The sequence below is a fragment of the Pseudomonas sp. NMI542_15 genome (assembly GCF_021283425.1).
Lineage (GTDB): Bacteria > Pseudomonadota > Gammaproteobacteria > Pseudomonadales > Pseudomonadaceae > Aquipseudomonas > Aquipseudomonas fortuita.
The window spans coordinates 558544-585188 of sequence record NZ_JAJSRO010000001.1 but is presented as its reverse complement, the minus strand read 5'-3'; the positions used below and the strand labels follow the sequence as shown (position 1 = coordinate 585188).

23 protein-coding genes are annotated in these 26645 nt (G+C 53.7%); 12 read left to right on the top strand and 11 right to left on the bottom strand.

Translation table 11 applies throughout. The features are described 5' to 3' along the window. Positions 1-35 precede the first annotated feature (35 nt). The 4 genes from hpaD to LU684_RS02610 form a co-directional block, all read right to left on the bottom strand. Positions 36-959 carry a 3,4-dihydroxyphenylacetate 2,3-dioxygenase gene (hpaD, locus tag LU684_RS02625; RefSeq protein WP_232894096.1) on the bottom strand — a complete coding sequence of 308 codons (924 nt, stop codon included), beginning with the start codon at positions 957-959 and terminating at the stop codon, positions 36-38. A gap of 89 nt (positions 960-1048) precedes the next feature. Then, the gene (hpaE, locus tag LU684_RS02620) at positions 1049-2509 is read right to left on the bottom strand and encodes a 5-carboxymethyl-2-hydroxymuconate semialdehyde dehydrogenase (RefSeq protein WP_232894095.1); all 1461 of its coding nucleotides are present in this window, start codon (positions 2507-2509) and stop codon (positions 1049-1051) included. Positions 2510-2514: 5 nt separating this feature from the next. Then, complete coding sequence (locus tag LU684_RS02615; protein WP_232894094.1) at positions 2515-3282, bottom strand: fumarylacetoacetate hydrolase family protein; 768 nt, start codon at positions 3280-3282, stop codon at positions 2515-2517. Further along, positions 3279-3950: a fumarylacetoacetate hydrolase family protein gene (locus LU684_RS02610; RefSeq protein ID WP_232894093.1), complete on the bottom strand. Its 672-nt coding sequence runs from the start codon at positions 3948-3950 to the stop codon at positions 3279-3281. Before LU684_RS02610 ends, LU684_RS02615 begins: the two co-directional genes overlap by 4 nt. 266 nt (positions 3951-4216) lie before the next feature. Here LU684_RS02610 and hpaR point away from each other — a divergent pair, with 266 nt between their 5' ends. The 5 genes from hpaR (at position 4217) to LU684_RS02585 (ending at position 11187) form a co-directional block, all read left to right on the top strand. After that, on the top strand, positions 4217-4639 hold the full coding sequence (gene hpaR, locus LU684_RS02605; RefSeq protein ID WP_232894092.1) for a homoprotocatechuate degradation operon regulator HpaR: 423 nt from the start codon (positions 4217-4219) through the stop codon (positions 4637-4639). Between the two features lie 646 nt (positions 4640-5285). After that, positions 5286-6581: an MFS transporter gene (locus LU684_RS02600; RefSeq protein ID WP_232894143.1), complete on the top strand. Its 1296-nt coding sequence runs from the start codon at positions 5286-5288 to the stop codon at positions 6579-6581. A gap of 386 nt (positions 6582-6967) precedes the next feature. Continuing rightward, positions 6968-8266, top strand: coding sequence for an MFS transporter (locus LU684_RS02595; protein ID WP_232894091.1), 1299 nt, complete (start codon positions 6968-6970; stop codon positions 8264-8266). A 176-nt stretch (positions 8267-8442) separates the two neighbouring features. Next, positions 8443-9864 carry an MFS transporter gene (locus LU684_RS02590; protein ID WP_232894090.1) on the top strand — a complete coding sequence of 474 codons (1422 nt, stop codon included), beginning with the start codon at positions 8443-8445 and terminating at the stop codon, positions 9862-9864. Positions 9865-9921: 57 nt separating this feature from the next. Then, positions 9922-11187 carry an OprD family outer membrane porin gene (locus LU684_RS02585; protein ID WP_442964191.1) on the top strand — a complete coding sequence of 422 codons (1266 nt, stop codon included), beginning with the start codon at positions 9922-9924 and terminating at the stop codon, positions 11185-11187. A gap of 47 nt (positions 11188-11234) precedes the next feature. Here LU684_RS02585 and LU684_RS02580 read toward each other — a convergent pair whose 3' ends face one another. After that, positions 11235-11660 (bottom strand): MarR family winged helix-turn-helix transcriptional regulator, encoded by a 426-nt coding sequence (locus tag LU684_RS02580; protein WP_232894088.1) that lies wholly within the window; start codon positions 11658-11660, stop codon positions 11235-11237. Positions 11661-11836: 176 nt separating this feature from the next. Between LU684_RS02580 and LU684_RS02575 the strand changes: the two genes are divergently transcribed. Beyond that, complete coding sequence (locus tag LU684_RS02575; protein WP_232894087.1) at positions 11837-13021, top strand: amino acid aminotransferase; 1185 nt, start codon at positions 11837-11839, stop codon at positions 13019-13021. A gap of 69 nt (positions 13022-13090) precedes the next feature. On the opposite strand, the gene LU684_RS02570 is transcribed toward LU684_RS02575, so the two are convergent. Next, entirely contained in the window at positions 13091-13759 is a 669-nt protein-coding gene (locus LU684_RS02570; RefSeq protein WP_232894086.1) for a helix-turn-helix domain-containing protein, read from the bottom strand. A 35-nt stretch (positions 13760-13794) separates the two neighbouring features. On the opposite strand from LU684_RS02570, the gene LU684_RS02565 reads away from it, so the two are divergent. Then, positions 13795-15351 (top strand): GMC family oxidoreductase, encoded by a 1557-nt coding sequence (locus LU684_RS02565; protein ID WP_332880185.1) that lies wholly within the window; start codon positions 13795-13797, stop codon positions 15349-15351. A 41-nt stretch (positions 15352-15392) separates the two neighbouring features. On the opposite strand, the gene LU684_RS02560 is transcribed toward LU684_RS02565, so the two are convergent. Both LU684_RS02560 and LU684_RS02555 read right to left on the bottom strand, forming a co-directional pair. Continuing rightward, a complete protein-coding gene (locus LU684_RS02560; RefSeq protein WP_269803241.1) occupies positions 15393-15833 on the bottom strand; it encodes a GlcG/HbpS family heme-binding protein in 441 nt (146 codons plus the stop codon). A 103-nt stretch (positions 15834-15936) separates the two neighbouring features. Continuing rightward, positions 15937-16764, bottom strand: a complete 828-nt coding sequence (locus tag LU684_RS02555) for an IclR family transcriptional regulator (protein ID WP_232894083.1) — start codon at positions 16762-16764, stop codon at positions 15937-15939. A gap of 362 nt (positions 16765-17126) precedes the next feature. On the opposite strand from LU684_RS02555, the gene LU684_RS02550 reads away from it, so the two are divergent. The 5 genes from LU684_RS02550 to LU684_RS02530 all read left to right on the top strand — a co-directional run bounded on the left by LU684_RS02550 (position 17127) and on the right by LU684_RS02530 (position 22790). Next, complete coding sequence (locus tag LU684_RS02550) at positions 17127-18497, top strand: aminotransferase (RefSeq protein WP_232894082.1); 1371 nt, start codon at positions 17127-17129, stop codon at positions 18495-18497. Continuing rightward, complete coding sequence (locus LU684_RS02545; protein ID WP_232894081.1) at positions 18494-19639, top strand: ABC transporter ATP-binding protein; 1146 nt, start codon at positions 18494-18496, stop codon at positions 19637-19639. The genes LU684_RS02550 and LU684_RS02545 overlap by 4 nt, the downstream gene beginning before the upstream one ends. Before the next feature lie 69 nt (positions 19640-19708). Next, positions 19709-20758, top strand: coding sequence for an ABC transporter substrate-binding protein (locus LU684_RS02540; RefSeq protein WP_232894080.1), 1050 nt, complete (start codon positions 19709-19711; stop codon positions 20756-20758). A gap of 14 nt (positions 20759-20772) precedes the next feature. Next, positions 20773-21990 carry an ABC transporter permease gene (locus LU684_RS02535; protein WP_232894079.1) on the top strand — a complete coding sequence of 406 codons (1218 nt, stop codon included), beginning with the start codon at positions 20773-20775 and terminating at the stop codon, positions 21988-21990. Then, the gene (locus LU684_RS02530; RefSeq protein ID WP_232894078.1) at positions 21987-22790 is read left to right on the top strand and encodes an ABC transporter permease; all 804 of its coding nucleotides are present in this window, start codon (positions 21987-21989) and stop codon (positions 22788-22790) included. The genes LU684_RS02535 and LU684_RS02530 overlap by 4 nt, the downstream gene beginning before the upstream one ends. A 103-nt stretch (positions 22791-22893) precedes the next feature. Here the strand turns inward: LU684_RS02530 and LU684_RS02525 are convergent, their stop codons facing one another. The 3 genes from LU684_RS02525 to LU684_RS02515 form a co-directional block, all read right to left on the bottom strand. Beyond that, positions 22894-24012 carry a class II histone deacetylase gene (locus tag LU684_RS02525; RefSeq protein WP_232894077.1) on the bottom strand — a complete coding sequence of 373 codons (1119 nt, stop codon included), beginning with the start codon at positions 24010-24012 and terminating at the stop codon, positions 22894-22896. 12 nt (positions 24013-24024) lie between these two features. Beyond that, positions 24025-25185 (bottom strand): MFS transporter, encoded by a 1161-nt coding sequence (locus LU684_RS02520; RefSeq protein WP_232894076.1) that lies wholly within the window; start codon positions 25183-25185, stop codon positions 24025-24027. Positions 25186-25260: 75 nt separating this feature from the next. After that, complete coding sequence (locus LU684_RS02515; RefSeq protein ID WP_332880184.1) at positions 25261-26334, bottom strand: response regulator transcription factor; 1074 nt, start codon at positions 26332-26334, stop codon at positions 25261-25263. Positions 26335-26645 lie beyond the last annotated feature (311 nt).

Sequence of the window (26645 nt, the reverse complement as noted above, 5' to 3'; positions counted from 1 at the left end):
ACCTGCCGTCCTTATGGAAGGCAGGCGAGGGCAGGTCACAAGCGGCTGGTTGATACCACCGCACCCGGGTTGGCAGCCTGTGCTGGCGGAATGGCCGAGCCATCCTGCGGAGTGACCGGGAAGATCGCATTGATCTGACCGGTGCCAGAAGAGCCGAAGTAGGGAGTTACTACCTCGGCGTGGCCGTCGTATTTCGACCAGCCCAAGGCGCCAAGCAGCATTGCCGTGTCGTGCATGAAGCCTTCGCCGTGGCCCTTGGCCGCATACTCTGGCAGCATCCCGCAGAACTCATCCCATTCAGCGTTCTCCCACATCTGCACCACGCGATGGTCGAGGGTTTCCAGGAATGGACTCCATACCTTCGTTGCAAAGTCCGGGGCCTGGCCGTTTTGAGCGAAACGGTGCGAGAGCGAGCCGCTGGCTAGGAATGCCACGGTACCATCGTAGTGATCCTCCACCGCCTTGCGCATGGCCCAGCCGAGGCGGGCGCTGTCGGCCAGATAGTGGAAGGTGCAAAGTGCTGAGACCGAGATCACCTTGAAGTGTTGATCTTGGTTCATGTAGCGCATAGGCACCAACGTGCCGTATTCAGGGCCAAGAGTGGTGGCATGGTGGGCCATCGTCTCGACACCGAAGCGATTGCATTCCTCGGCCAGGAGCTTGCCGAGCTCGGTGTTGCCGGGGAACTCGTATTCCATGTTGCTGATGAAATGCGGCAGCTCATTGCTCGTATACAGGCCCTTGAAATGCGGCCCGCACAGTACATGGTAGTTAGCGTTTACCAGCCAGTGAGTGTCGAATACCACGATCGTGTCAACACCCAGCTCACGGCAGCGGCGACTGATTTCGTGGTGGCCATCAATCGCGGCTTGGCGGAAGCCATGACGCGGCCCGGGCAATTCGGACAGGTACATGGAGGGGACATGAGTGATCTTGGCTGCGAGTGCCAGCTTGCCCATGATGAATCTCCTTCTTGTTGTAAGGCCACCGAGCCGGCACGTTGGCGATCCGTCAGAACTGCCTCGATTACCGGCTCAGTGGAAAAGAGTCACACCCCCCAGCGCGGGATGTGGTGGCTGCCCATCGAGATGCAAACGTTCTTGATCTCGGCGAACACTTCGAAGCTGTACTGTCCGCCCTCGCGGCCAGTGCCGGAACCCTTCACACCACCGAATGGCTGACGCAGGTCGCGCACGTTATGGCTGTTGATGAACACCATGCCGGCTTCGATGCCTCGTGCCAGGCGGTGGGCCTTGCCGATGTCTTGAGTCCAGATGTACGAAGCCAGGCCGTACTCAGTGTCGTTTGCCAAGCGCAGAGCTTCGGCTTCGTCCTTGAAGGTCATCAGGCACACAACTGGGCCGAAAATCTCTTCCTGGGCGATGCGCATCATGTTGTCGACGTCAGCGAAAACTGTCGGCTGCACGAACTGCCCCTTGGCGAGGTGCGCAGGGAGGTTCGCCGGGCGATCCAAGCCACCAGCAACCAGGCGTGCACCTTCATCAATGCCGATCTGGATGTAGCCGGTCACCTTTTCATAGTGCTGCTGGGTGATCATCGAGCCAACCTGGGTTTTCGGGTCGGTCGGGTCGCCAACGATCAGGCGTTTTGCCCGGGCTGCAAATTCCTCCACGAAGCGTGGGTACACACTTTCCTGGATGAAGATACGACTGCCGGCGGTGCAGCGCTCGCCATTCAGCGAGAAGATGGTGAACAGGGCGGCGTCCAGCGCGCGCTCGAGGTCGGCATCTTCGAAGATCAGTACTGGGGATTTACCGCCCAGCTCCATTGAGTATTTCTTCAGGCCGGCGGTCTGCATGATCTTGCGACCGGTGGCGGTACCGCCGGTGAAGGAGATCGCCCGCACGTCTGGGTGGCGCACCAGGGCGTCACCAGCTGTGGCGCCATAGCCTTGGATTACGTTCAGCACACCGTTGGGGATACCGGCTTCGACGGCCAGGCGGCCCAGTTCGTTGGCGGTCAGAGGAGACAGTTCGCTCATTTTCAGCACGGCAGTGTTGCCCAGTGCCAGGCATGGCGCGGTCTTCCAGGTGGCGGTCATGAACGGTACGTTCCATGGGCTGACCAGGCCGCACACACCTACCGGTTGGTAAAGGGTGTAGTTGAGCATCTGGTCATCGACTGGATAGGTGTGGCCGTCCATACGCGTGCAGACTTCGGCGAAGAAGTCGAAGTTGTGCGAGGCGCGCGGGATCAATACGTTCTTGGTCTGGTGAATTGGCAGACCTGTATCGAGGGTCTCCAGCTCGGCCAGCATCGGCACGTTTTGGTCAATCAGCTCACCCAGCTTGCGCATCAGGCGGGCGCGTTCCTTGGCTGGGGTGTTAGCCCATTTAGGGAACGCTTCCTTCGCTGCTGCCACAGCTTGGGCCACTTCCTCGGCGCCCCCGCTGGCGACTTCGCCAATGGCCTCGCCGGTTGCTGGGTTGTAGTTGACGAAGGTGTCTTTGCTCTCGACCTCGCGGCCATTGATCCAATGCTTGATCATCCTACTTACGCCTTGTTGTTCTTGAAGAAATCAGCTTCGCTGACGATACGGTTGACCAGTCGGCCAACGCCCTCAACTTCCACTACGACTTCGTCGCCTGGCACTACGTCTGCAAGGCCTTCCGGCGTGCCGGTAGCGATCATGTCGCCCGGTTGCAGAGTCATGAAGCTGGAGAAGTATTCGATGAGGTAGGGAATATCGAAGATCATGTCCGCCGTTGTACCTTCCTGCTTCAGTTCACCATTGATCCAGGTGCGGAGCTTGAGGTTGGACGGGTCTGGGACGTCTGCTGCGTCGACAATCCACGGGCCTACCGGAGTGGTGCCGTCGCGGTTTTTAACTCGCAGATTCGGGCGGTAATAGTTCTCTAGATAGTCACGGATCGCGTAGTCGTTGCAGACCGTGTAACCCGCCAAGTACTGCAGGGCATCTTCACGCTTTACGTTTTTCGCGGGCTTGCCGATTACGGCAACGAGCTCGCACTCGTAGTGCATGTATTCGACGTTGTCCGGGCGCCAGGTGACCTGGTTGTGGCCCGTGTAGGTGCCTGGCGATTTGATGAACGCAAGCGGTTCGGTCGGCGGCGTGAAGGCCAGCTCACGAGCGTGGTCGGCGTAGTTCAAGCCCAGCGCGAACATGTTGCCATTGGCTGGTGGAAGCCAGGTGACTTCATGCTCTTCGATGACTTGGCCATCGGCGAAGCGTACGCGGTTCCCCTCGATGACTTCGACGTTGTGGCTCTCACCGTTGAATTGAACGCGAGCATGTTTCATGCGGATTCCCCCTGTTCAGCCACCACGGTGTTGCTCAGGCGGCCAAGGCCTGTGATTTCGACCTCCACGAGGTCTCCTGGCTGAACATCGACGCGACCTTCCGGAGTGCCGGTGATCAAGACGTCACCCTCATCCAGAGTCATGAACTCGCTCAGTTCGGCAATCAGGCGAGCAACGGAGCGCACCTGGTTAGCGGTGGTGTTCTCCTGAGCGACCTCGCCATTCACGTAAAGCTTGATGGTGAGGTCTTGCGGGTTCGCAATCTCGTCGGCAGGTACAATTTGTTCCCCGAGGGAGCAGAAACCGTCGCGACATTTCGCTTTCACCGCTGGGCGGTAGTAGCTGTCTTCTGGAAGGCTGAACTCATTGACGATCACATAACCAACTACATGACCCAGAGCATCAGCTTCGCTCACGCGGCTTGCACGTTTGCCAATCACAACGCCGAGAGCGGGCCCGGGTTGAAGGCGCTCTCCGGCTGGGCGGATAACTGCCGCCCGGTGCTCATTGCGAGTGTTGGGCGTCTTGATGAACAAGACCGGCTTTTGCGGGGGCTGCTTGTACGGTGGCTTGTGGAAGTCAGCAAGATTTTGGTCAAGCAGGCCTTTGTAGTTCAGCGCGATCCCGAAGAGGGTGCCGTTCGCTCTGGCGTGCGGAATAGGGGGCATCAAGTGTCTCCTGGTGGGTCTGATCGCATCATGAGGGTAGCGACCAATTTGGTAAACATGTTTCCTTTATAGTTAAGATGTTAACAATGGTCAAGCGGCTTGATCGCGTCACCGACTTGGTTCGGATGAAGGGTTCGCAAACAGGAAGGGTCAGTATGGCGGCGGGGTTGATTGCTCGATGCCCGCGAAGGTTCGGGATCGTGAGGGCTTGCGTGGGGTTTAGGAGTTGCCTAAGCTGGGGGACATTTAGTTCACATGAATACAATATGTCCAGCCCGAGACCTTCGTTAACCCTTGCCCTCCTCCAGGGGAGGGAAGCTGCTATGGCGTTCTTCCGCCCTTCGTTGAACGCGCGTGATCTAACGGAGCAGCAGTGGAGGGTTATTCGAATTCTCCGTCAGCAAGGGGAACTGGAAAGCCATCAGTTAGCCAGGCTGACTTGCATCCTCAAGCCCAGCATGTCAGGCGTGCTTGCTCGCTTGGAGCGTGACGGGCTTGTGCGCCGTTGGCGATCAGCTGAAGATCAGCGGCGAGTATTCGTCGGGCTAACAGAGGAAGGGCAGCAGCGTTTTGTTGAAATGTCTGGGGACATGGAGCTCAATTACCGTCGCTTGGTTGACCAGTTTGGCGACGAGAAGCTGGGCCAGTTGCTGAGGCTTCTGGATGAGTTGAAAGCCGTATCCCCGTAATCGCAGTTCCAGTCTCCTAGCATCCCTCCTGGGGCGCATCGCCTCTCCCTATCAATCTATCCAGAAACCGTCGGCTCTGCGAAGGCAGGGCCGGTGTGCCTGCGTCCTTGCTTCGCTAGACGATGGGGTCGCATGCTTGGCTTTCTTGGTTAACAAGTTCACAAGAATGCCTCGCTATACCTTCCGGCGTTCTATCAAAGCCATCAAGCTCTAAACCCGTTGGAATCCCCGTATTTACAGGCAATTCACCCGTGTCACTGGTCGACTGCGGGATTTTTCCGTTCCTGCTCTATTGCGTGAGAGGTTGAAATCACGTTTACTAGGTTAACATGTTAACCATGTCACAAGGGCCAGATAATGATAAGACCACCCTACAGCCATGAAGGCAGCACCGGCGCAGCTGGTGCTGAGAAGAAAGAGAAAGCCTCGTTTCGATCCCGAAACGGCATTCCATTGAAGCAGGAACTCAGCCAGCGCCTGGTTCTTGAGCCGCTGACGAGGGCAGGGGTCGCGCTCAGTTGTGTTTTTGGCGTGACGGGCTGATTGGACGCTGTCTTTGCAAGCTCCTTGAGAATGGAGTCTGCCGACAAGCGTTGGCGTGCGTGTGCAAGCGCTCGTGAATAAACCTATAAAAGAAGAACAAAATATGAACCAAGCCTCTGCTGCAAGTCAGTCTCTGTGCGAGGACACTGATTACATCTGGCGTAAGGTCTCCTTGCGTCTAATGCCTCTGTTGATCGTCTGCTACCTCTTTGCTCACTTGGATCGGATCAACATCGGTTTTGCAAAGAGTCAGATGAGCGCTGATTTGGCTTTTAGTGAGACCGTCTACGGTTTTGGGGCCGGTCTTTTGTTCGTTTCATACGCATTGTTCAGTGTCCCCAGCAACCTGGCGTTGGTGAAATTCGGCCCACGCAGATGGATTGCGTTCCTGATGTTCGTTTGGGGTGCCATGTCGACTGCTATGTTTCTTGTGACCACGCCGCAGGAGTTTTACATCCTACGGTTCTGCCTCGGAGCGGCTGAGGCGGGGTTCTTTCCTGGGATCCTGTACTACATTAACTGCTGCTTTCCAAAAAGCTATCGCGGTCGCATCACTGCTTTGTTTGCGCTTGCAGTTCCTATTGCAGGCATTGTGGGTGGCCCGCTTTCCGGTGGCATCATTGTTGGGTTCCACCATCTGCTCGGCCTTAGCGGTTGGCAGTGGATGTTCTTGATTGAAGGGGTACCTGTTGTTCTGCTTGGCGTAATTGTATGGAAATTCCTTCCGGATTCGCTGAGATGCGTGAAGTGGCTCAGTGACGAGGAGAAGGCCTACGCTCTAGACGCAGTCAATCAGGCTCATGAAGGCCCCAAAGCAAGCAGTTTCCGCGAAATTATGAGCAATAAGAACGTCTGGCTTCTAGTGTGCATCTATTTCGCGGTTCGGTTGTCTGTTAATACAACGGCGTTCTGGCTGCCAACCTTTATTCACGGCACAGGGATAGGCAACGACGGAGTGGTAGGGCTGCTCTCTGCGATACCCTATATCTTCGGGGCGGTTTTCATGGTGTACATGGGACGGTCATCTGACCTGAATGACGAGCGCAGGTGGCATCTCTCCATCTCCTTGATCATGGCTGCGACCGGACTGGTAGTTGCAGGTGCATTTCCCACGAATACCTGGGTGGTAATGAGTGCATTGATCGTCCTTGGCATGGGCTCGAGCGCCGCGTTATCGATGTTTTGGCAGCTGCCACCCACTTTCATCGCCCCCGCGGTTCTGGCGGGCGGCCTAGGCTTGATCAGTAGCTTCGGAAGTATCGCATCCTTCTTGGCGCCATCCATGATTGGTTGGGTGCGAGACACAACTCAAAGTTCTGCACTTGCCTTGTATGTGCTGGGTGCGTTGATTGCACTGGGTGCTGCGCTTGTTCTGGCGACTCCAAAAGAAAAGACGTAAATATCAGCTGAATCTGTTGTAAGAATTTTGCGTATCCCATTGTTGGGAGGCATCACCGGTGGTCTCTTTGCACCTGCATTACTCAAGTTTTTCACGCTTCCTGGGTGGTGTAGGTGCTTTTTTTAAGCGGTATAGCATTTTTATTTATTATTTTTTGCTCCATTGCAGTGCGTAGTATCTGCCGGGGGGGTCGAGTCTTGGCATAAATGCGGGTCATGGAACTAGCCGCTCTAAATTTCTAACCCGAACAGCACTAAGAGAGTGCATAAAAGAAAAATGCTTCCAAAGGTGAGGCGTCCAAGGGATTTGACACTCATTTACAAGTAGGTAGGCTAACTAACAAAAGAAGAGTCTGGCCAATGACTAACCGGAACTTGGAGAATAATGTGAACACTGCACCTGACCTGAAGCCTTGGCGAGTCATCCTCGCGGCCACAATCGGGAACGCGTTGGAATGGTATGATTTTATCGTATACGGTTTTCTCGCGGCTACGATCAGCAGGCTGTTCTTTCCTACAGATGATCCTTCGGCAGCGCTCCTGCTTGCGACTTTAAGTGTTGGCATTGGTTTTGTAGCTAGGCCCCTGGGTGCCATTGTTCTCGGGCTGTATGCAGACCGCTACGGGCGTAAGCGGGCACTGAACGTCGTGATTTTGCTGATGTTCATCTCGACAGCGATGATCGCCTTTGCTCCCACCTACCAACAGGCCGGGATTTGGGCAGCAATCCTTATTGCGGTTGCGCGGTTGATTCAGGGTTTCTCTGCAGGGGGCGAGTTCGGCAGTGCTACCTCTTACCTCATTGAATGTGCTCCTGCTCACCGCAGGAATTTCTATGGAAGCTGGCAGATGTTTGCTCAAGCATCGGGCGCGCTTCTTTCGACAATCGTAGGTGCGATGCTCTTCGACGTGTTCTCACAAGAAACCATCGATAGCTGGGCATGGCGCTTACCTTTCCTGGTCGGATTGCTCATTGGGCCGGTTGGTTTGTATATCAGGCGTCATCTTGATGAGCCTGAAGAGTTTAAGAAAGTGCAGGGCGTTAAGGTTCCGCTTAGTAAAGTAATTACTACCTACCCCGCTCAGTTAACTGCTGGAACGATCGTAAGTGCAGCAGTTAATGTGATGTCTTACGTAATCATCACCTACCTGCCGCTATATGCTAAGCAAACGCTTGGTATGAATCAGAGCGATGCGTTTAAAGCACTCTTGATCGCAGTCGTATTGCGGATGGCACTGATTCCTATGTTCGGTATTCTCAGCGACCGGGTAGGGCGTAATAAAATTTTGGTTATTGGCCTGGTGCTGTTTACTTTTACTATCTACCCTGCCTACGGGTATATTATTGACAACCCAAGCTTCCACTCCCTTGTACTTGTCGAATGTTGGTTTGCTGTGCTGATTGCCGCAGTCTATGCGCCAAGCCCAACTTATCTATCCGAATTGTTTCCGGTAGAGGTGCGTGGGATAGGTCTTTCAATCGCCTACAACTTGGCTGCTACGGTATTTGGTGGGTTCTCACTCTTCTTCGTTACGCTGATTCAGCAGTGGACTAACAGTCCCTTCGCGCCGGCGCACTATTGCGTGGTCTTCTTTGTGGCAGCTGTTGTGGCTATTTTGGTAACAAAGCCTAAATTAGCAACTCTAGAAACTCATCAAGAGTGTGTTGAGGGGCGTGCGGCCTAAAGTTGATCGCTGCTGGTTGATTGCGGGGCGAGAGGGACACCTTTCGCGCCAGGTTCAGTAAATGCGCATGTCATCAAAACAATGATTATGAACGCTGTATCTGTAAATTTGCGCGCTGCTGATTTGATGCGCGAATGTGCCTGCGCGACTAAACCCAGAATTGAGCGAGGACTACAGTGAGCTATTCGGAGACTAGGTTTGAAGGAATCGCTTCAGATAGTGGTTCAATAATTGTATTGATGACAATGTGCGTTGCGTTGATGTTGTCAATGTTCAATGCATCGATGATTGGTGTTTTGTTGCCAGATATTGGTAAGGTTATATTGGCAACACCAACCGATATGCAGTGGGTTGCCACCATATATATGCTCGGACTTGCGGCCTCGCTAATGCCAGGCTCGGCACTTGGCCGAATATTTGGGCGCCGCAGGGCGATGTTGATCGGGCTCATGATATTCCTTGTCGGTGCAATGCTTTGTATGTCGGCTAGTGAGCTGGGGTGGCTGTTGGCCGGACGATTGATTCAGGCAGTTGGGGTGGGCGTCTACTTGCCCCAAACCTTAGCGATCCTAGTCAATGAGTACTCCGACCTTAAGCGGCGAGCTCGTGCGATCGGTATCTGGTCTGGTGTGGCGAGCATTGGTCTGATAATTGGGCCATTGGTAGGTGGTGTGGCTGTAATGCTGGTCAGTTGGCGAGCAGGGTTCTTTTTGTCGGTAGTGCTTTGTATCTGTGCTCTTATGTCCTCTTGGAAAGCGCTGTCCGTAAATCAGCATGGCCTGCCTGGGGAGAAATACTCGTTAGATGTTCTAGGTACTTTGCTCAGCATAGTGTGGCTGTCTTGTTTGGTTTTTGGGCTCAATGAATCAAGCCGACTAGGCTGGGATTCGAAGCTTGTGCTTTGTTCGCTTCTATCTGCGGCGCTTGGATTAGTAACTTTCCTCATCGTTGAGCATTTTAAAACAAAAAGTGGGCATCAGGTGCTAATGCCGCTAAGTATCTGGTTCAATCGGAAGTTTGTCATGGCAAACATCGGTGGGGCTGCGTTTTTCATGGCGTTATTTGGGGTATTGTTTTTCTACTCAATTTATTTCTACGAAGAGTTTGGGTATGGTTCCATAGCAGTAGGGGCGGCTTTTATTCCTATGACACTTATGATGGGGGTTTGCGCTTCGGTAGGTGGCAGAATTATGGCCCGGATGGGAGCGTTCAATGTTTTCATCGTTGGAGCTCTTTGTGCTGCGGGGGCTTTATTGCTTCTAGCGGTTGCTACGAATTTGAAGTCGCAAGTATTCGTCGAGGTTTTCCTGGCGTTGACAGGGTGTGGGTTTGGGTTCTTAAGCGCCTCGACAAGTAACGGTGCCGTTTCCAGTGTGGCGCCCACGCTCAGTGGCTTAGCTTCTGGAGTTCATACGACCTGCCGCCAGATAGGTAGCACCTTTGGTATTTCATTGCTCGGAATCTTTGTGCATGGGCAAGGCGTAGTCACTGGATCAGGATTCTTTGCGGAGGGGCTTGCGAGGGCAATGGTTTTTTCGGCTGCGGCTCTTATCGGGGCTGCAGTTATGACTTGGTTGCTGCTCTTGAGAAAAACGTAAGTCTTAGCGTGCTGTTATCGCTTTTGAGTTGAGACAAAAATAATTTAGAGGTCAACTTTGATGAAAGGCTTTAAGGGTTGTGCGTTTCTGGTAATGCTAGGCTCGGGGACAGTATTTGGCGCGGACGATCTGGGTGCTGTAATTGACGACAGTAAGCTCAGCGTTTTGTTGAGAAATGCAGTTTTCGATCGAGATTTTAAGCATGGTGTTCAAGATCGCCGCGAGTGGGGGCAGGCTGCAATTGCTAAATTCACTTCTGGTTACACTCCAGGTTTGATTGGAGTGTCGGCTGATGTATTCGGCATGTACGCTGTTCGCCTGGATGGTGGTGGCGGTCGGACAGGTAGCAGCTCCATCGATATGTTCAAACAGGATAGTAGCGGTAACCCGGCAGATGATCTGGCTCGCGGTGGCGCAGCTATTAATGTGAAGGTCTCAAAAACGGTCATCAAATATGGTGATCAGATGCCCGACTACCCAGTGCTCAGCTATTCAAATACGCGCTTGTTACCAGAAACCTATACTGGCGTGTCTTTGAACTCAAAAGATATCGCCGGGTTCGATCTGAATGCTGCGCACTTTACGTCTGAAATTCGCAAAGGGGCGGAAGGGCATGATAGCGCAGGGCTGAATCAGATCGATCTCCTGGGCGGCACATACTCATTTTCAAACAACCTTCAAGCTACTGCGTACCGCTCTTGGGATAAAGATTTCTTCGAGAAGACTTACGGCGCGCTTTTCTATACGCAGCCCTTGAGCAAAATTTCCTCCTTGACCCTGGATTTGAGGGGCTATCACACAGCTCTCGATAATGAATTTGCCGCCCGTCTTGGGCGTGGCGACGAAAATAACATCTGGAGTTTGGCTGCTACTTATAAACTGGGAGGCCACTCGCTGATTCTCGCACACCAACGAAGCAGTGGTAGCGCTGGATACCCATATGGGGGCTATCAAAGTCTGGGCCGTCCAGGTGACGGTGGTTCGACATTCCTTTTAGCGAACTCCTTCTTCTCGGACTTCAATGCAGAAGATGAAGTATCTTGGCAGATTGGTTATGGATATGACTTTGCAGCGATGGGTGTGCCGGGGCTGTCTTATCGCTTTGCCTATTTGAAAGGGGAGAACATCTATACTCCTCAAGGCGACGGCGATGAGCGAGAACTATTCAATCAAATCAAGTATGTTGTCCAAGATGGGGGGCTGAAAGATCTGAGTTTCAAAGTTCGTAGCTCGATCGTTCGTGTCTCTCGGAACGCTGCAGCCTACAACGTTAGTGCCAACGAAGTTCGTGTGTACGTGGAATACCCGATCAACATTTTCTAGGCTTGCTCTGCTGGGCGCCGCTCAGCGGCGCCACCCAGCTGAGTAGATTAACACCTGGGTGCGCCCATCAATTTGTCAAGTAGAACCAAAGTGGGTTTGAGCTTATCGAGATCTTCAGCGGTCAGCGACTTGAAACGCTCTTTGAGGGTATTATTGCGCTTGGATTTGACTTCTTCACAAAGAAGTTTTCCCGCAGTGCTGAGGCAAATTACCTTCCCTTTACCTGTCCCTTGTGGACGCTCAACCCAACCTGCTTCCTCCATGCGTGAGAGAATCTGGCTCATGGTAGGTGTTCTAATACCTTCGGCAGCCGCCAGTTCACTGACAGTCATTGGAGCTACTTGCAGTAGGCTGAGTACAGCACCTTGAGTAGTGGTTATTGGAAGGGATTCGGCTTCACGACGCATTATCTGGCTGATAACCAATAGTCGTTTGCGGGTCTCATCAACCAGGGTCAAATGCTCAGCATTCAAGCTTTTCTCTCCTTTCGTAGATGTGTATAGTTAGGCTAGCTAACAACGATTGCATATTATCATCGCATAGCTTGTATGGGAAATGAAGATCATTGTTCCTCCGTGGCTGTGCGTGTGCGTCCTGTTGTCTGCTCCTATTCAGCGCACATAAATCTAATCCTGCTGGAGGATTTCGCATGCTCGAAGTGCTTAAAGAATTGCCAAGCGACTCTGTTCTCGGGTTGATCAAGTTGTTCGCCGCCGACCAAAATCCCCAAAAAATCGATTTGGGAGTAGGCGTCTACAAGGATGATCATGGGAAAACGCCGGTAATGGCGGCTGTTAAAATGGCCGAGGCGCGAATCCTGGAGACCGAAAGCTCCAAAACCTACTATGGATCGGACGGTAATAGCGCCTTCCTAGATGCCGTCGCGCCGCTGGTATTCGGTGACTCCAGCTCTCTCTCCGATCGGATTGTAGGCTGCCAGACCGTTGGCGGAACTGGTGCTTTACAATTGGCGGCCAAGCTTGCGGTGACTTGCAACGATAAAGCTGCGATTTGGGTTGGTACACCAACCTGGCCAAATCATCTGCCTTTGTTCTCGGCAGCTGGCTTGGAAATCAAGACCTACGAGTACTACAATACTGAGTCCCAGAAGATCAACTTCGAAGGTATGATTCAGGCCCTGCAGGCTGGGCGTCCTGGGGATGTCGTGCTCCTGCACGCTTGCTGTCATAATCCAACAGGCGCTGACTTGAGTCTTGATCAATGGGCAGAAGTCGCTGATCTTATTGCCGCTAAAGGCATGCTGCCACTAATCGATTCTGCATACCTCGGCTTGGGGCATAGCCTAGAGCAGGATGTAAAGGCATTGCAGCTGGTTCTTTATCGCGTTCCTGAAACAATGATCGCCTTCTCTTGCTCTAAGAATTTCGGTCTCTATCGTGAGCGCATTGGGGCATTGTTTGTTGTCGGCAAGGATGGGCGATCTTCTTCTGCTATCAAATCGCATGTCCAATACCTTGCCCGGACTGTCTACTCTGCACCACCTAATCATGGTGCGGCCATTGTTACCACTATTCTGACTGATCCGGCCTTCAAAAAGCTTTGGGTGTCGGAGCTTGTTGAGTCTACGCAGCGCATTAATGACATGCGTCAGCAGCTTGCCCAGCATGGCACGGTTGGGAAGATTGATCTGGTTGCTTTGGGAAATCAGAGGGGCATGTTCGCTCTATTGCCCCTCTCTGTCGCCCAGGTGAATGTGTTGAAGGATGAATTCAGCATTTACATGGCTCCGTCGGGTCGTATAAACCTTGCAGGCCTTAACAAGGATAATATTCCGCACTTTGCCAGTGCTTTGGCGAAAGTGTTAGCCTATTAAGGGTTGGGCTGGCGGCTGTATTGCAATCGCCAGCCTAATTTTAGTAGAGGTCGCCTTAGTTTTTAGTTGTCATCGTTTTTTGCTTAACACTCTATAAAGCGTCGTGCGTGAGACTCCGAGGCTTTTAGCGGACTTGCTAATATTCCCACCGCACTTCTTGATGGTTTCTAAAATGTGGAGCTCGGAAAGGTCTCTAACAGATCCATTGGAACGAATTGCGGCCTTGTTGCATAACGCACCGCTATTATCGTCATCTAGAGAGCGAACATACAGTACCACTCCGCTTCGCATCTGCGTTTTTAAACAGTAGCCTGATGCGGCGATAAAATCATTGGTGAATATATCTTTTAAGCTGTAACGCTTTCGCAGAGGGTTGATGTCATCTAGCATGCCAATGGCGTTTTGGGTGGCTGATAATATGTCGCTAATTTTATTGGTTGCGATTAGGCCTGATAGGTGGGTTGAGATAAAGTCTGGGTCGTAATGGATTTGATAGATAGGGTTGTTCTTATGGCTATCAATGAAGATCCTGTTTTCAATTTTCATTGCGGCACTGTAGATTTTGCTTTCAACGATTTTCGACTTGAAAGCTTCGTGGCCTGAAATGTTCAGAACTCCGACCATTTTCCCCCAGGCACCCCAGATCGGAGCTGAGCAACAGAACATATCTACGTAATCGTCAAAAAAGTGCACAAGCGGCTCAGGGGAAAGCTGCTGTTGACACTTTTTCGAACCCAAGCGGCACAAATCCTGCCGAAAGTTTCGATTTCTTGGTGGTGGGCGGCGGCGCTGCTGGGTGTGTAGTGGCAAGCTATATCGCTGAAAATACCAAAGCCAGTGTGGCCTTGATCGAAGCTGGGAAGTCGGACTGGGATCCGCTCATTCATATGCCTGCGGGTTCAGCTAAAATCCTCGAGTATGAGTGGCACGTCTGGAAAGACTCCACAACCCCACAGTTTGGCACTGTCATGCCGTATCTTTCAGGGAAAGTCCTGGGTGGCGGGTCTTCTATTAATGCGATGTGTTATGTGCGTGGTCAGCGCCGAGACTACGATTCATGGCAATCCGCTGTTGGCAATACTGGAAAATGGTCGTTTGATGATCTCCTACCTCACTTCATTGCCCAAGAAAAAAACGATACCTTCCATGATAAATACCATGGTATCGATGGTGGCTTGGCGGTCACTGTGGCTGACAATATTAACGAGCTGAACAAACGTTGCATGAAGGCTTTCCAAGAGTACGGATTGCCTTACAACGCTGATTATAATGGCGCTAGCCAAATTGGCGTGTCTCCCGTGCATCGTACTATTGGGGATAACAAGCGCTGCAGCTCCGCAGATGCGTATCTGCGACCGCACATTGAGTCTGGCCGAGTGAAACTCTTCACCGAATGCACCGTGACCAAGGTGTTGATGGAAGACGGAAAGGCCGTTGGTGTGGAGTATGTGGAGGACGATGCTTTCAAGAAGCTGTTCGCGAACGCTACGATCCTCTCGGCAGGCACAACGCACTCTCCCAAAATTCTGATGCATTCCGGTGTTGGCCCAGCCGATCACCTTAAGGCCTTTGGCATCAAAGTAGTCGTGGATTCTCCGGAAGTTGGAGAGAACCTGGCTGACCATCCCGTGACGCCAGTTGTTTCGTATGTCAAGGGTGATATGGGGTATCAGTCGCTGACTCGTGGAGCAGGCATGATCGGTGCAGGCATGCGATACATCTTCATGGGGGATGGCCCAGTTGCAAGCAATGGTATCGAAACGCTTTCGCATTGGAATCCGGACGATTTCACTGCAGAGCCTACCATCCAGTGCTACCACATTCCGCTCATTGAGGCGCAGATGGGCGGATACCGTTCCGGTCTGACTTTGGACATGATTGTCTTGCAGCCTAAGAGCAAGGGATGGTTGCGTTTGGCAGACAAAGACCCCCTTTCCATGCCTTTTATCAATCCGAATTTCCTCACCCATCCGGAGGACTTGAAAGCAATGGTCGGAGCGATCAAAGAAGCCCGGAAGGTCTTCACTCAGCCATCATTGCGCGACCTGATGGAAGAGGAATATACGCCGGGTAGCCATGTACAGACCGATGCTGAGCTTGGCGAATGGGCAAGAAAAGCCGCTCAAACTATGTGGCACCCAGTCGGAACCTGTCGGATGGGTAATGATAGCCGCGCGGTCGTTGACGCCCGCCTTCGTGTGAATGGCGTAGAGAATCTGAGAGTAATCGATGCCTCGATCATGCCCAACATAGTGAGTGCCAATACCAACGCACCGGTCCAGGCGCTAGCGCGACATGCGGCGCAGATGCTCGTAGAAGACTATAGGTAATCCTAGTGCGCCCCGATCAGTTGAGCGGGGCGTTTAGGCAATCAGCCTTGCAGTAGAGTCTGGGCGTGCTCAATCGCTGCCTGAGCGCACTGGGTGTCCATCGCTTCGGATGCCCCAGAAACTCCAACTGCTCCGATCACTTGCCCATCCAGGATGAACGGCTCGCCACCTCCGAACAGGGCCATGCCAGGCTGCAGTGGTAACCCTTGTTGGACTGCTGGCGAGCATCTTTGAAGGCGCTCAGTCCATTGGCTCGTAGAGACGCCGAACCCAACTGCAGTTCGAGCCTTGTTTAGCGCAATTTCTCTGCTCTGCAGAGGGGCGTTGTCCATATGTGCCATATGGATCATGCGTCCACCAATATCGACAATCGTAATGCTTACGCTGGCGTTCAGAGCCTCTGCTTTTCGCAAGGCTGCATTCAGGCTGTCCATGGCCAGCCCCAATGTGATTGAGAGCCGGCTGGTAGTGAGTGGTCGCATGAGAGGATTCGTGGGCGATTTAGTTGTTAATAGGTTAACGAAAATAGGCCGGATTTGTCATCCTCTCTCGAAGTCGGACTCTGGCGGAGGTCACTCTTTCAGCTTATGCAGGAGCTAGCGCCCCGGATTTTAGTGATACCAGGTGGTCTTTCGAATAGCCCAAATTCCAGGAAATGCGCAGCGCCGCCCGCTTCAGCGCTTCAATGTGCTGGGTATTGGGTACGTGGTTGATGTGCTGGACGGAGGCGACCAGGCAAATCACCGCTACAAGGTCTCCCGAGTTGCCAAGGATGGGCGCTGCGAGCGCAGATATCCCGAGTGTCTCTTCCTCGATGGCAGCGGCCCAACCTTCGCGTCGCGTTTGCTCTACAGCTTTGGAAAGCGCTCGGAGGTTCGTCACAGTATGGGGTGTAAGAGACGGAAGGTGCTCATCAAGCTGCTCGACGCCGAGCCTGCTGGAGAAGGCGAGCGCAATCTTCCCTGATGCGTGGCAATGCATGGCTAGCTCAGTACCGGATCGAACTCCGATTTCCAGTGGGGCCCGACCAATTTGAGTGTTTACCACGATGAGGCGCTTGCCCTGAAGTGTTGCTAACACTGTCGATAGGCCAGTATCTCGTTGCAGATCCCGCATTCCGTCAGATGCCGCATCCACCAGATCGCACCCACCCGCTGCCATTTGTCCCAGGACATATGACTGAACTCCCAACCTGTACCGAGACGTGTTGGGGTCTTGAGATAGGTAACCCCTCTCAACAAGCGTTTGCAGATGTCGGAAAACCGAGGCTTTTGTCACGCCCAGCTGAGCGGCCAATTCGCTGACACCGATGTCGCCATGCGCAGCCGCCACGCGCTCGAGGACGTCAAAGGCCAGCTGAACGGATCTGACGTTCGCCTTGCCCGGTTCTTTATCGTTGTTCGTGTTCCTCATTTGGACTCCATTTTTGGTTCTTGTTTGCGAGGGCGATACGATCGTAGCAAGCGGTGATGGTGGTCGGTATCAATTTTATTGGAATAAGAAACCACATTTATCTTAGTTAACATGATAACTAATTCCTGTGATGCGCTTCCCTCATCGTACGCCTGAAACCCCTAGGCCCAGATTGGCTGCGGGCTAGGGCGAGGTGAGGGCTTGGAAAACCAGTATTCTTATTATTCGTTACGAATTCTAGAAGGCCTCCGAGGAAGGGTGACTCAGTGCGATCCTGCCCGGTGCCCGATTGACGCCCTGATTGCCATATCTTAAATATGTTTACGTTCCGTGTACGCATACAGAGAAAGGCAGGGATAAAAATGACAAAACACTTCAGCCCGCTCGCGCAGATTGACGTGGCGCATCACCTTCATGCTCATACAGATTTGCGCCTACATGAGGAGACTGGCCCTCTCATGATCGCCCGGGGTGAGGGCGTGTATGTATTCGATGAGCAGGGTAAGAAGCTGCTCGAGGGGATGTCCGGCCTCTGGTGCGCCAACCTTGGCTTCAGTCAGCCTCGACTGGCCGAGGCTGGGTATCGTCAGATGCTTGAATTGCCCTATCAGCAGACCTTCGCGCATCGTAGTCACACCGCTGTTGCGAAGCTGGCTGACAAGCTGGTTTCCAAGGCCCCTGAGGGCCTGGGCAAGGTTATGTTCCAAAGCTCGGGTTCAGAGGCGGTAGATACCGCAATCAAGCTGATCAGTTATTACCACAATGCGATCGGCCAGCCTGGTAAACATCGCATCATTGCTCGGCATCGCGGCTATCACGGTACCACTCTGGCGGCGTCCACATTGACTGGTCTGGCTCCGATGCACAATGGCTGGGGCAAGCTTCTGGATAACGTCATTCACGTCCGCTGCCCACACGCCTATCGTGACGCGCTGCCTGGTGAGTCGGATGAGGCATTTGCAGCTCGATTGGCAAACGAATTGGAGGAAGAAATCCTCAAGGCTGGCCCTGAGACAATTGGTGCTTTCATCGCTGAGCCGGTTATGGCCGCTGGTGGGGTTGTAGTGCCACCTGCAGGGTACTTCGATAAAGTCCAGAGCGTCCTGAAGAAGTACCAAATCCTAATGGTGGTCGACGAGGTTGTGTGTGGCTTTGGCCGTACAGGAAATTATTGGGGTTCCCAAACCATGGGGATCAAGCCTGACATGTTGATCTGCGCCAAAGGCCTGTCGGCAGCATTTCAGCCGATTTCGGGGATCCTGATCAACGATCAGATTTACCAAGTCATCGCAGATCAGAGCAGGAAATTGGGTGGCCTAGGCCATGGCTACACTTACGGTGGGCACCCGGTAGCAGCTGCCGTTGCGCTTGAAACCCTCACCGTTTACGACGAGATCGACATCGTTGGCAAAGTCAGAGAGATCGCGCCTCTGTTTCAAGCTGGTGTCCGCGCTCTCGGTGACCATCCTCTGGTGGGCGAGGCCCGTGGAGTAGGCCTCATGGCGGCCATTGAGTTGGTAGCGGACAAGGCTACTCGTGCACCTTTTTCAGCGGATCTCAAAGTGGCTGAGCGAGTGAGTAAAGCTCTTGTGCGCCGGGGCGTACTTCTGCGCGCAATTGGCAATTCGCTGGCTATGGCGCCGCCCCTGATCATTGAAGCTGACCAGCTGGAAATTCTATTCGTCGCGGTGAAGGAAGCACTCGATGAGGTATACGCAGGGCTGCAGCAATGAGTATCTCAGCCATGCGAAATATGCCAAGTGAAGTAATCGAGGCCGTATCTCTGAAGTCCAGTCCTACGCTGGTTACTTTTGAGTCTGTCTTCAAAACGTATGATGAGCAGAATTGGGTCGTCAATGACCTTGATCTGACAATCCACCAGGGCGAGTTTCTGTCTTTGCTCGGCCCTAGCGGTTCGGGCAAAACCACGACATTGATGATGCTTGCAGGCTTCGATGCTCCTGATCGTGGTCGGATCATGATGGATGGGGAAGATATCAGCCGGCTGCCTGCTTATCGGCGTGATATGGGAGTGGTGTTCCAGAGTTATGCACTGTTCCCGCACATGACTGTCGCACAGAACGTTGAGTTTCCATTGAAGCTGCGGAAGGTGCCGGCAAGCGAGATGCGTGCGCAGGCACGCGAAGCACTCGCTCTTGCCAAATTGGAAGGTTTCGAAGATCGGATGCCGTCTCAACTCTCAGGTGGTCAGCAGCAGCGCGTCGCATTGGCACGGGCGCTGGTCTACAGACCTCGCTTGCTGTTGATGGATGAGCCGCTAGGGGCGCTGGACAAAGCCCTTCGTGAGCACATGCAGCTGGAATTGAAGGCCATTCATAAGCAGCTCGGTATCACATTCATCTATGTGACCCACGACCAAGATGAAGCGATGACGATGTCTGACCGGGTAGCGGTATTTCACCATGGCAAGATCGCGCAGATTGACCGACCTGAGATCATATACAACCGACCTTCTAGCTGTTTCGTCGCGAACTTCTTGGGTGAAACCAATCTGTTCGCTGGCAGTATTTTGGATCGCGTCGACGGAACTGCCCGGGTTCGACTTGATGACGATGGCAGCGTCCATTCCGCTCAATGTGGTGGCGGAGAATCGCTACCTGGTAGTCGTGTTGCTCTAGCAATCCGGCCAGAGAATCTTAGCTTCGCACGTCCTTCAGAAAGTGCAATCAGTGCTCAGGTTTGCGACGCCGTATTTCATGGCCCTCATTGCAAGCTCCACATGCGCACCACAGCGGGAACCGCCGTTTGTATGACCTTTAACCCAAGCGCTATCGGTCGCGCGGTGCCAGTTCCTGGAGAGAGTGTTCGACTGGCGATGCCAGCACCCCATGCCTTGGTACTGCCGCCACCGTGATGGTCTTATAAAAATTACGTACCAACTAGATTGCTGCCGATCTCCAAAAATAAATACGGGTCTAAATCTATGCAAACTATTCGAAAAATATCTTGTGTGCTTGCAGCCTCCGCCACTCTCGCTTGCCTGGCCGCGCCTGCACTTGCCCGCGATCTGACGGTAGTGTCCTGGGGCGGTGCCTATCAGGACTCGCAACGCAAAATCTTCTTTGAACCCCATAGCAAGGAGAGCGGCGACAAGGTATTGGAGGACAGCTGGGATGGCGGGATTGGCCTGCTTCGCACTCGGGCCGAAAGTGAAGATGGCGGCTGGGACGTCGTCCAGGTCGAGCGTGAAGATCTTTTGCTTGGGTGTAGTGAGGGTCTTTTTGTGCAGCTGGATTTCACCAGAATTGGGGGTGAGAAGAACTACATACCGGAAGCCGTTAGTGAGTGCGGGGTAGGAAACAACGTCTACAACTTCGTGCTGACCTATGACACCAGTAAGCTCAAAATCCCGCCACAGAGTTGGACAGATTTCTTTGACCTGCACAAGTACCCCGGTAAGCGCGCGCTGCGCCAAGGGCCCAAAGGCAATCTCGAAATCGCCCTGATGGCTGACGGTGTGGCTCCGAGCGAAGTATACAAAACCCTCAACAGTCCAGGAGGAGTCGAGCGTGCTTTCAAGAAGCTCGACACGATCAAGCCTCAGCTCCTGTTCTGGAAAACTGGGGGGCAACCCATGCAGTTTCTCGCGTCCGGAGAGGTTGCAATGAGTAGCGTCTACAACTCACGAGTCACCAATGCGGTGAAGCTGGATAAGAAGCCTTTCGGCATGGTTTGGAACCAGTCCCTTCAGACTATGGATAGCTGGGTCATTCTTGCGAACTCACCTAACGTCGACAAAGCGTATGGGTTGCTGAAGGTCATGGGGCAGGGTGAAAACCAGCGCCTCTGGCCAGCGGCTCAGCATACCGGCATCACCTCTAAGGCGGGTATCGAACAGACTCCTGCCTCTGAGATGGCTGACTCCCCGATAGCTGATCAAAACAAACAGAACATCCTGATGATCGATGATCAGTTTTGGGTCGACCGCATTGATGAAATCAATGCCAAGTGGGCAGCCTGGTCGGTGCGATAGGTTGGGAGCATGCTATGACTACTATCGCTATCAATACGACTCCACCGGTGATTGCTCGACGCGACAGAGCTGCGCTGGTGCGAGCGTACCTGCTACTGACACCGTTGGTAGTTTTTCTCGCTCTGAGCTTCGTTGGGCCTATTGGCACGCTGCTTTGGCAATCGGTGGCCGATGAAGAACTAAGCCAAGCCATGCCTGCCACTGCAGGCGCGCTTCAAGAATGGGACGGCGTGTCGGATCCGCCAGTGATGCTCTACAAGGCTTTGGCGAAAGATCTTGGTGCTGTATCACCGCGAGATTTGGCCGGTGCAGCGCGGCGGTTGGCAAATGAGCAGCCTGAGCTTAGGGCCATGTTGATGACGGCCAAGCGGAAGGTGAGCGAGCTCGATGATACTGCCGAAGCGTTTGGGCGCCTTGATGAGCGCTGGCTGGCAAATCCCACCTGGCAAACCTTCAAGCGCGCGAGCGGCGGCGTCAGTACCTATCATCTGCTTTCTGCTGTTGGGCAAAAGCATGATTATCGAGAGGGGCTCGTCGCCAAGGCTGAGGGAAGTGTCTATCGGGATATTCTCGGACGCACGTTTTTGATCGCCGGGGCAACGACAGTGCTTTGTGCGCTACTGGCCTTTCCATTGTGCGCATTTCTGCAGCGGCAGCTTCCCAGAACTCGAAATTTCATGCTGCTCATGGTGTTGCTGCCATTCTGGACGTCCATCCTCGTTCGCACGACGGCTTGGATGGTGCTGCTCCAGGATCAAGGCATGGTGAACTCCCTTCTTATGAATCTTGGCCTGATCGATAGCCCGATGCAGCTTCTGTACAACCGAAGCGGAGTACTTATCGCAATGGTGCACGTCATGCTGCCGTTTATGATTTTCCCCCTTTTGGCATCAATGGACGCAGTGAATCCGTTGCTTTCGCAAGCCGCGTATTCGATGGGGGCTAGACCTGTACGGGTATTTTTCCAGGTCTATCTGCCGCAGGTTTTACCAGGTCTGGCAGCCGGCGCTTTGATGGTCTTCATCGTTACGCTCGGGTTTTACATTACCCCTGCGCTACTCGGCGGGCCGGGTGATCAGATGATCAGCTTCTACATCGCTCAGTTCACAACCGCCACCTTGAACTGGGGGCTCGCTTCAGCGCTTGGTGTGATTTTGTTGGTTGCCACCACGGCCCTGTATCTCGTTCAGGCTCGCTTGGCTCGCCGTAGTGGGCAGGGGAATTTAAAATGATCCGTAATTTGAATCGTGGCGCCCTAGCCGGATTTGGCAGCGTCAGTCTTGCCCTTACAAGTATTCTGGTCTTGGCGTTTCTCGTACTTCCGGTTCTGAGTGTCCTGCCTCTCTCGTTCAGCGATAACCGATATATGTCGCTGCCGATGGGGGGCTTCACACTCGAGTGGTACTGGATGTTCTTGGCCTCAGGCGCCTGGCTGGAGTCTTTGGGAAATAGCTTCCTCGTTGCCATTGTCAGCACAGTGCTTTCATTGATTCTTGGGACGTCAGCTGCGCTGGGTTTGCGTCATCCGTCTATGCCGGGCAAGAGAGTCATCGAAGTTTTGCTAATGGCGCCGATGATTGTTCCGGCAGTCATCGTGGGAGTTGGGATGTACTTCGTATTTTCGAAGGTGGGTCTGACTCGAACCTTCACCGGTCTGGTGATCGCCCATACCACCCTGGCTGTCCCGTTCGTCGTGGTAAACGTCGGTGCCACACTCGGTACGGTGAACACCAGATTGCTTTGGGCCGCTGCAAGCATGGGCGCGACACCGCTGAGTACGTTCCGCTTCATCACGTTGCCACTGCTGTCGCCTGGCCTTATCTCGGGAGGATTGTTCGCCTTCGCAACTTCCCTCGATGAGGTGGTTGTGACATTGTTCATGGCAGGCCCAGATCAACGAACACTTCCCCGCGAAATGTTTACGGTCGCCCGGGAGGCACTCAGCCCTGTGCTGCTCGCGGCGGCGACCATCATGATGGTGCTTGCTACGTTGCTTCTGTTGCTGTCGCGAAGGCTTGTGCGGGGTAGGTAGCAGATAACTCTAAGCTCTGCAAAATGCCGTCGGAGCGGACTGCTACGACGGCATTTTTTATCCTGGTGCTGGCACCGAGAATGAAGAAGGCCCTACTGCACCTTCAGCTGGCAAGATTGAAGTGCTTCGCCATCTCCTTTATCAAACCGCTTTGCAGTGCTCGCTGCTCTTCACCTGGCTGCTGCTTGAGTAACATATCGAGCAGAGGGTCGTTTACCTCGGTGCGCTGACCCGATAGCTCCTCCAGGACGGCTAGCCCGCAGAACGGGACGTATGCCTCTGAGTAACCTCCCTCGTGTACGAAAACGAGCCTCCCTTGGCACAGTCGCTCAGCCGCTTCGCGCACCAAGCGCGTCATACACCTGAAAGTCTCACTGTGTGCCAGCATGCGGGCTAGAGGGTCGACAGCGTTCGCATCGTAACCACATGCCACGATGATGAGTTCCGGCTCAAACCGTTGCAACGCCGGGATTACAATGCTCTCCATGGCCTCCAGATAGCTTTCATGGCCGCTACCTGCGAGCAGTGGAATGTTCAAGTTGGTGCCTACGGCACTGCCTTCTCCCTGGTCTAAGGTGCCGCTGTATCCGGGCGGAAAGCATCGATCTTGGTGTATGGAAATTGTCAGCACATCGGGGCGGTTGTAGTAGACCGCTTGCGTGCCATTTCCGTGATGAACATCCCAGTCGATCACGGCGACTTTGCCCAGGCCAAACCGCGCTTTTGCTGACTCAATGGCAATCGGGATGTTCGCCAAGAAACAGAACCCCATGGCCTTGTCGGGTAAACAATGATGCCCTGGTGGTCGGGAAAGCGAGTAGGCGTTCGTGGCTTCTCCTTGAAGAACAGTTTCTACTGCTGCAACGGCGAGGCCGGCGGATAGCTTCGCTATCTCAAAACTACCGGGGCCGGTCGGGGCTCGATGATCCAGTTCGCCACCTCCCTCGTCACTGAGAGATTTGAAGCGCTTCAGGTAATGAGCGGGATGGACGCGGAGCAAATCTGATTCAGCCGCAGGTATTGCCGTTCTGATCTTGAGGTGGCTAGACAGTCCAGAAACATCGATTAGGTTTTTCAGTCGGCGCTTCGTTTCGGGGGATTCGGCATGCCCGCCGCCGGCGAGTGGTTGCACCCACCCACCGACAGGAAGCGTTAACGCATACTGACTTGCGCTGTGCCAGAAGGTCATTTCATCGAAGAGAAAAGCAGTATGGCTCGGCATGTAAAACTCCATTCAGATCGATTGAGTCAAGGGGTGTGAAGATGCAAGTCGCCGACCGCTGAGGATGAGCAGCAAGGACAAAGCAGCGATGGAGGCGGAGCAGATCAGTAGGTAGCTGAAGCTTGGGTCGTGGCTAATCAGAAAGCCGGCCAGGATCGGCCCAGTGCCAATGCCTGTGCCTATTACCAGATTGCTGATCCCCATCAGTCTTCCGGACTGGTCAATTGCAGCGAGGTTGGCCAGGATGAAGGGCAGTGTGTAAGTCCAGGTGAACTTGAAGATGAAGATTGCCAAGGTGTAACGCGCTAGCTGAGGATCACTCATCAGCAATCCCATAGAGACGATCATCATTCCAAACCCTGCGCAGAGAAGGGGAGCTCTTCTCCATCGTCCACCAATGGCTGTGGCGGTGGTTGCGCCTCCAATTCCAAACAAGGTTGCTACGGCGAGAATATCCCCGCTGGCGTTTGCGCTTAGCCCCGCGCTCTTTCCTATGGCCCCTATGAATGTCCACACCGAGCTAAGTGCAACATAGAAGCCCAGTAGAGCGGCGCTGCCGAGCAGTGCTTTGAGGAGGGGGAATGTTTTTGCGTGTCCCTGGGGCGCTGGTTTAGCGCGATTGCTGTGCGGCATCCCACGAGCAAGTGGCAGCGCGATGATCATCAGCCCAGCAAGCAATAGGTAGCCAGCGGGCAGGCCGAAATGGCCGTAAAGGCGGGGTAGCACGGCTAGGCAAATTGCCCCGAGCACGAGTTGCCCGAGTACCCAGGCACCATAGGCTCTGCTGGGGTTTGGGTGGCGTGCAGCACAGGACAAGCTGAGAATCATGAGCGAGCCTGCCGCAAAAGAACTAACCGCCCTTGCAACCTGCAATGACCCGTAATCCTCCACCATGGCGGACGCAATGTTTCCGATGATGTAGATGGAGGCAGCAACAGTGGCTGCATAACGCCAGTTGACTCTCTTGAGCCACCATAGAGCGGGAAGGGCGGCGAGACTCATTCCGCTGTGTTCGATGGAGAAGAGCAGACCAACTTGCGCTGCATCCAACCCGCGTTCTAGGGCCAGTTGAGCTGCGATTACGGGGGTCGTCAGCAGGATAGATGCAGTGATCGCCGCATAGGCGATCAATGCTGTCATCTGAAGACGGGGAGAGGGCTGGATCTTGTGCATTGTTATCGACCCTTTGCTGGAAATGGTTTTTGCAGGCAAAGCGGGCCCGTGCCGTACTAGGCGGCCTCAGGGAAGTCAGGGATAAACCTCAGTTAGGAGGGGATGCATGAGCTGGGCGAATCGAGCTTTATCGTTAACGCCTAGCTTCGTGTAGATGCTGCGAATGTGGTGTCGAACAGTGCTTGGAGCAACCTTCAGCTCTTGTGCAATCTCTTTGTAGGTGCTGCCATCAGCAAAGCGGAGGGCCACCTCTGACTCTCTACTGCTGAGTGAGTCGACAGGGGATTGCTTGCGAAGGATGACCAGCAGAAGATCGTCCACAGGGTCGGTTTGGACTTCACAATTTTCGCCTTTATAGCTCGGTTGTCGCAGTTGATCTGGCAGCTTCGGGCCGCGCCATTTCGGCCACTCGGTTAGAAGCAAATCTAGAAATCCATCTTCTGCGCTGTAGAGAACGCCTTGCTTGTCGCATACCGCCAATGCGAGATTGCTGCGCTCCATCAGAGTGCCGCGCCGAGATTTGAATGTTTGGATCTGGTTGGTGGTGACAGCTGCATTGAGGTGGGGCATGGCCGCATCCAGCAGCAATCGATCGGTGTGGTTGAATTGGGACGCTCTGCTTGTCCTGTAAAGCGTGAGGTGATCCACCAATTGCGTTTGGTGATGGGGCAGGCTGATGCAGATGAAGTCACCGATATCGTGCCGCTTACCTAGCCAATCCAGCCCTGGGCTGCTGTTTCTCGAGTCCACCCAGACTGTTCGTCCTGGAGTCGCGCGATTTAGCTGGATGGTCACATCCTCAGTACGTATCGATTCCCAGTCCTGAAGGAAGTCGACCGGCAGTTCGAACAGATGGCTGCTATGTCGGACTGGAAGACCTTCGATCAACGCAGAGCGTCCCCACCAGGCCTTGTCGAACGCAATGAGTTTTCTCAATTCGTCTAGGGCCGACCCATGAAAATCGGAAACAGTGCATTCCTGCGCCAGGCGTTGAATCTGCAAAATTGCCATGCTGAAGGCGTGCAGAACGGTTGCGCTGATCGTCCGTGTTGGATTTTCGCTCATTGCATCATTTCCCAGGGGCGACAGTGTTGTTTGTATTGTTCGGTCGCGGGTTCGAATACGGCTGGGTAAGGCAGCGTCTTCCATGAGTATCTCGTGTGTTTTTCCTACTCGGTATCCTACAGATGATGGATGTGGTGCATGGGGCAGACCACTGCTCCTGGATGTCGTGCACCTCATGTGTGCACGTGCGTCCTCTCTAAGACGTCAGGAGGCGCGGAGTACACGCTTTTGCGATTCGATGCGGCAGCCGAAATGGCTTAGCTAATCAGAGCTGCATACCGGGCAGGTTACGAATGGCAGTGCTTAATGTGAAAAGAGCCCAAGCTGATCAAATCTATGACCGAGGGTTGATGCTGTCGCGTCCTGATTTTTCATCTGGTACGGGGAGGAATTGA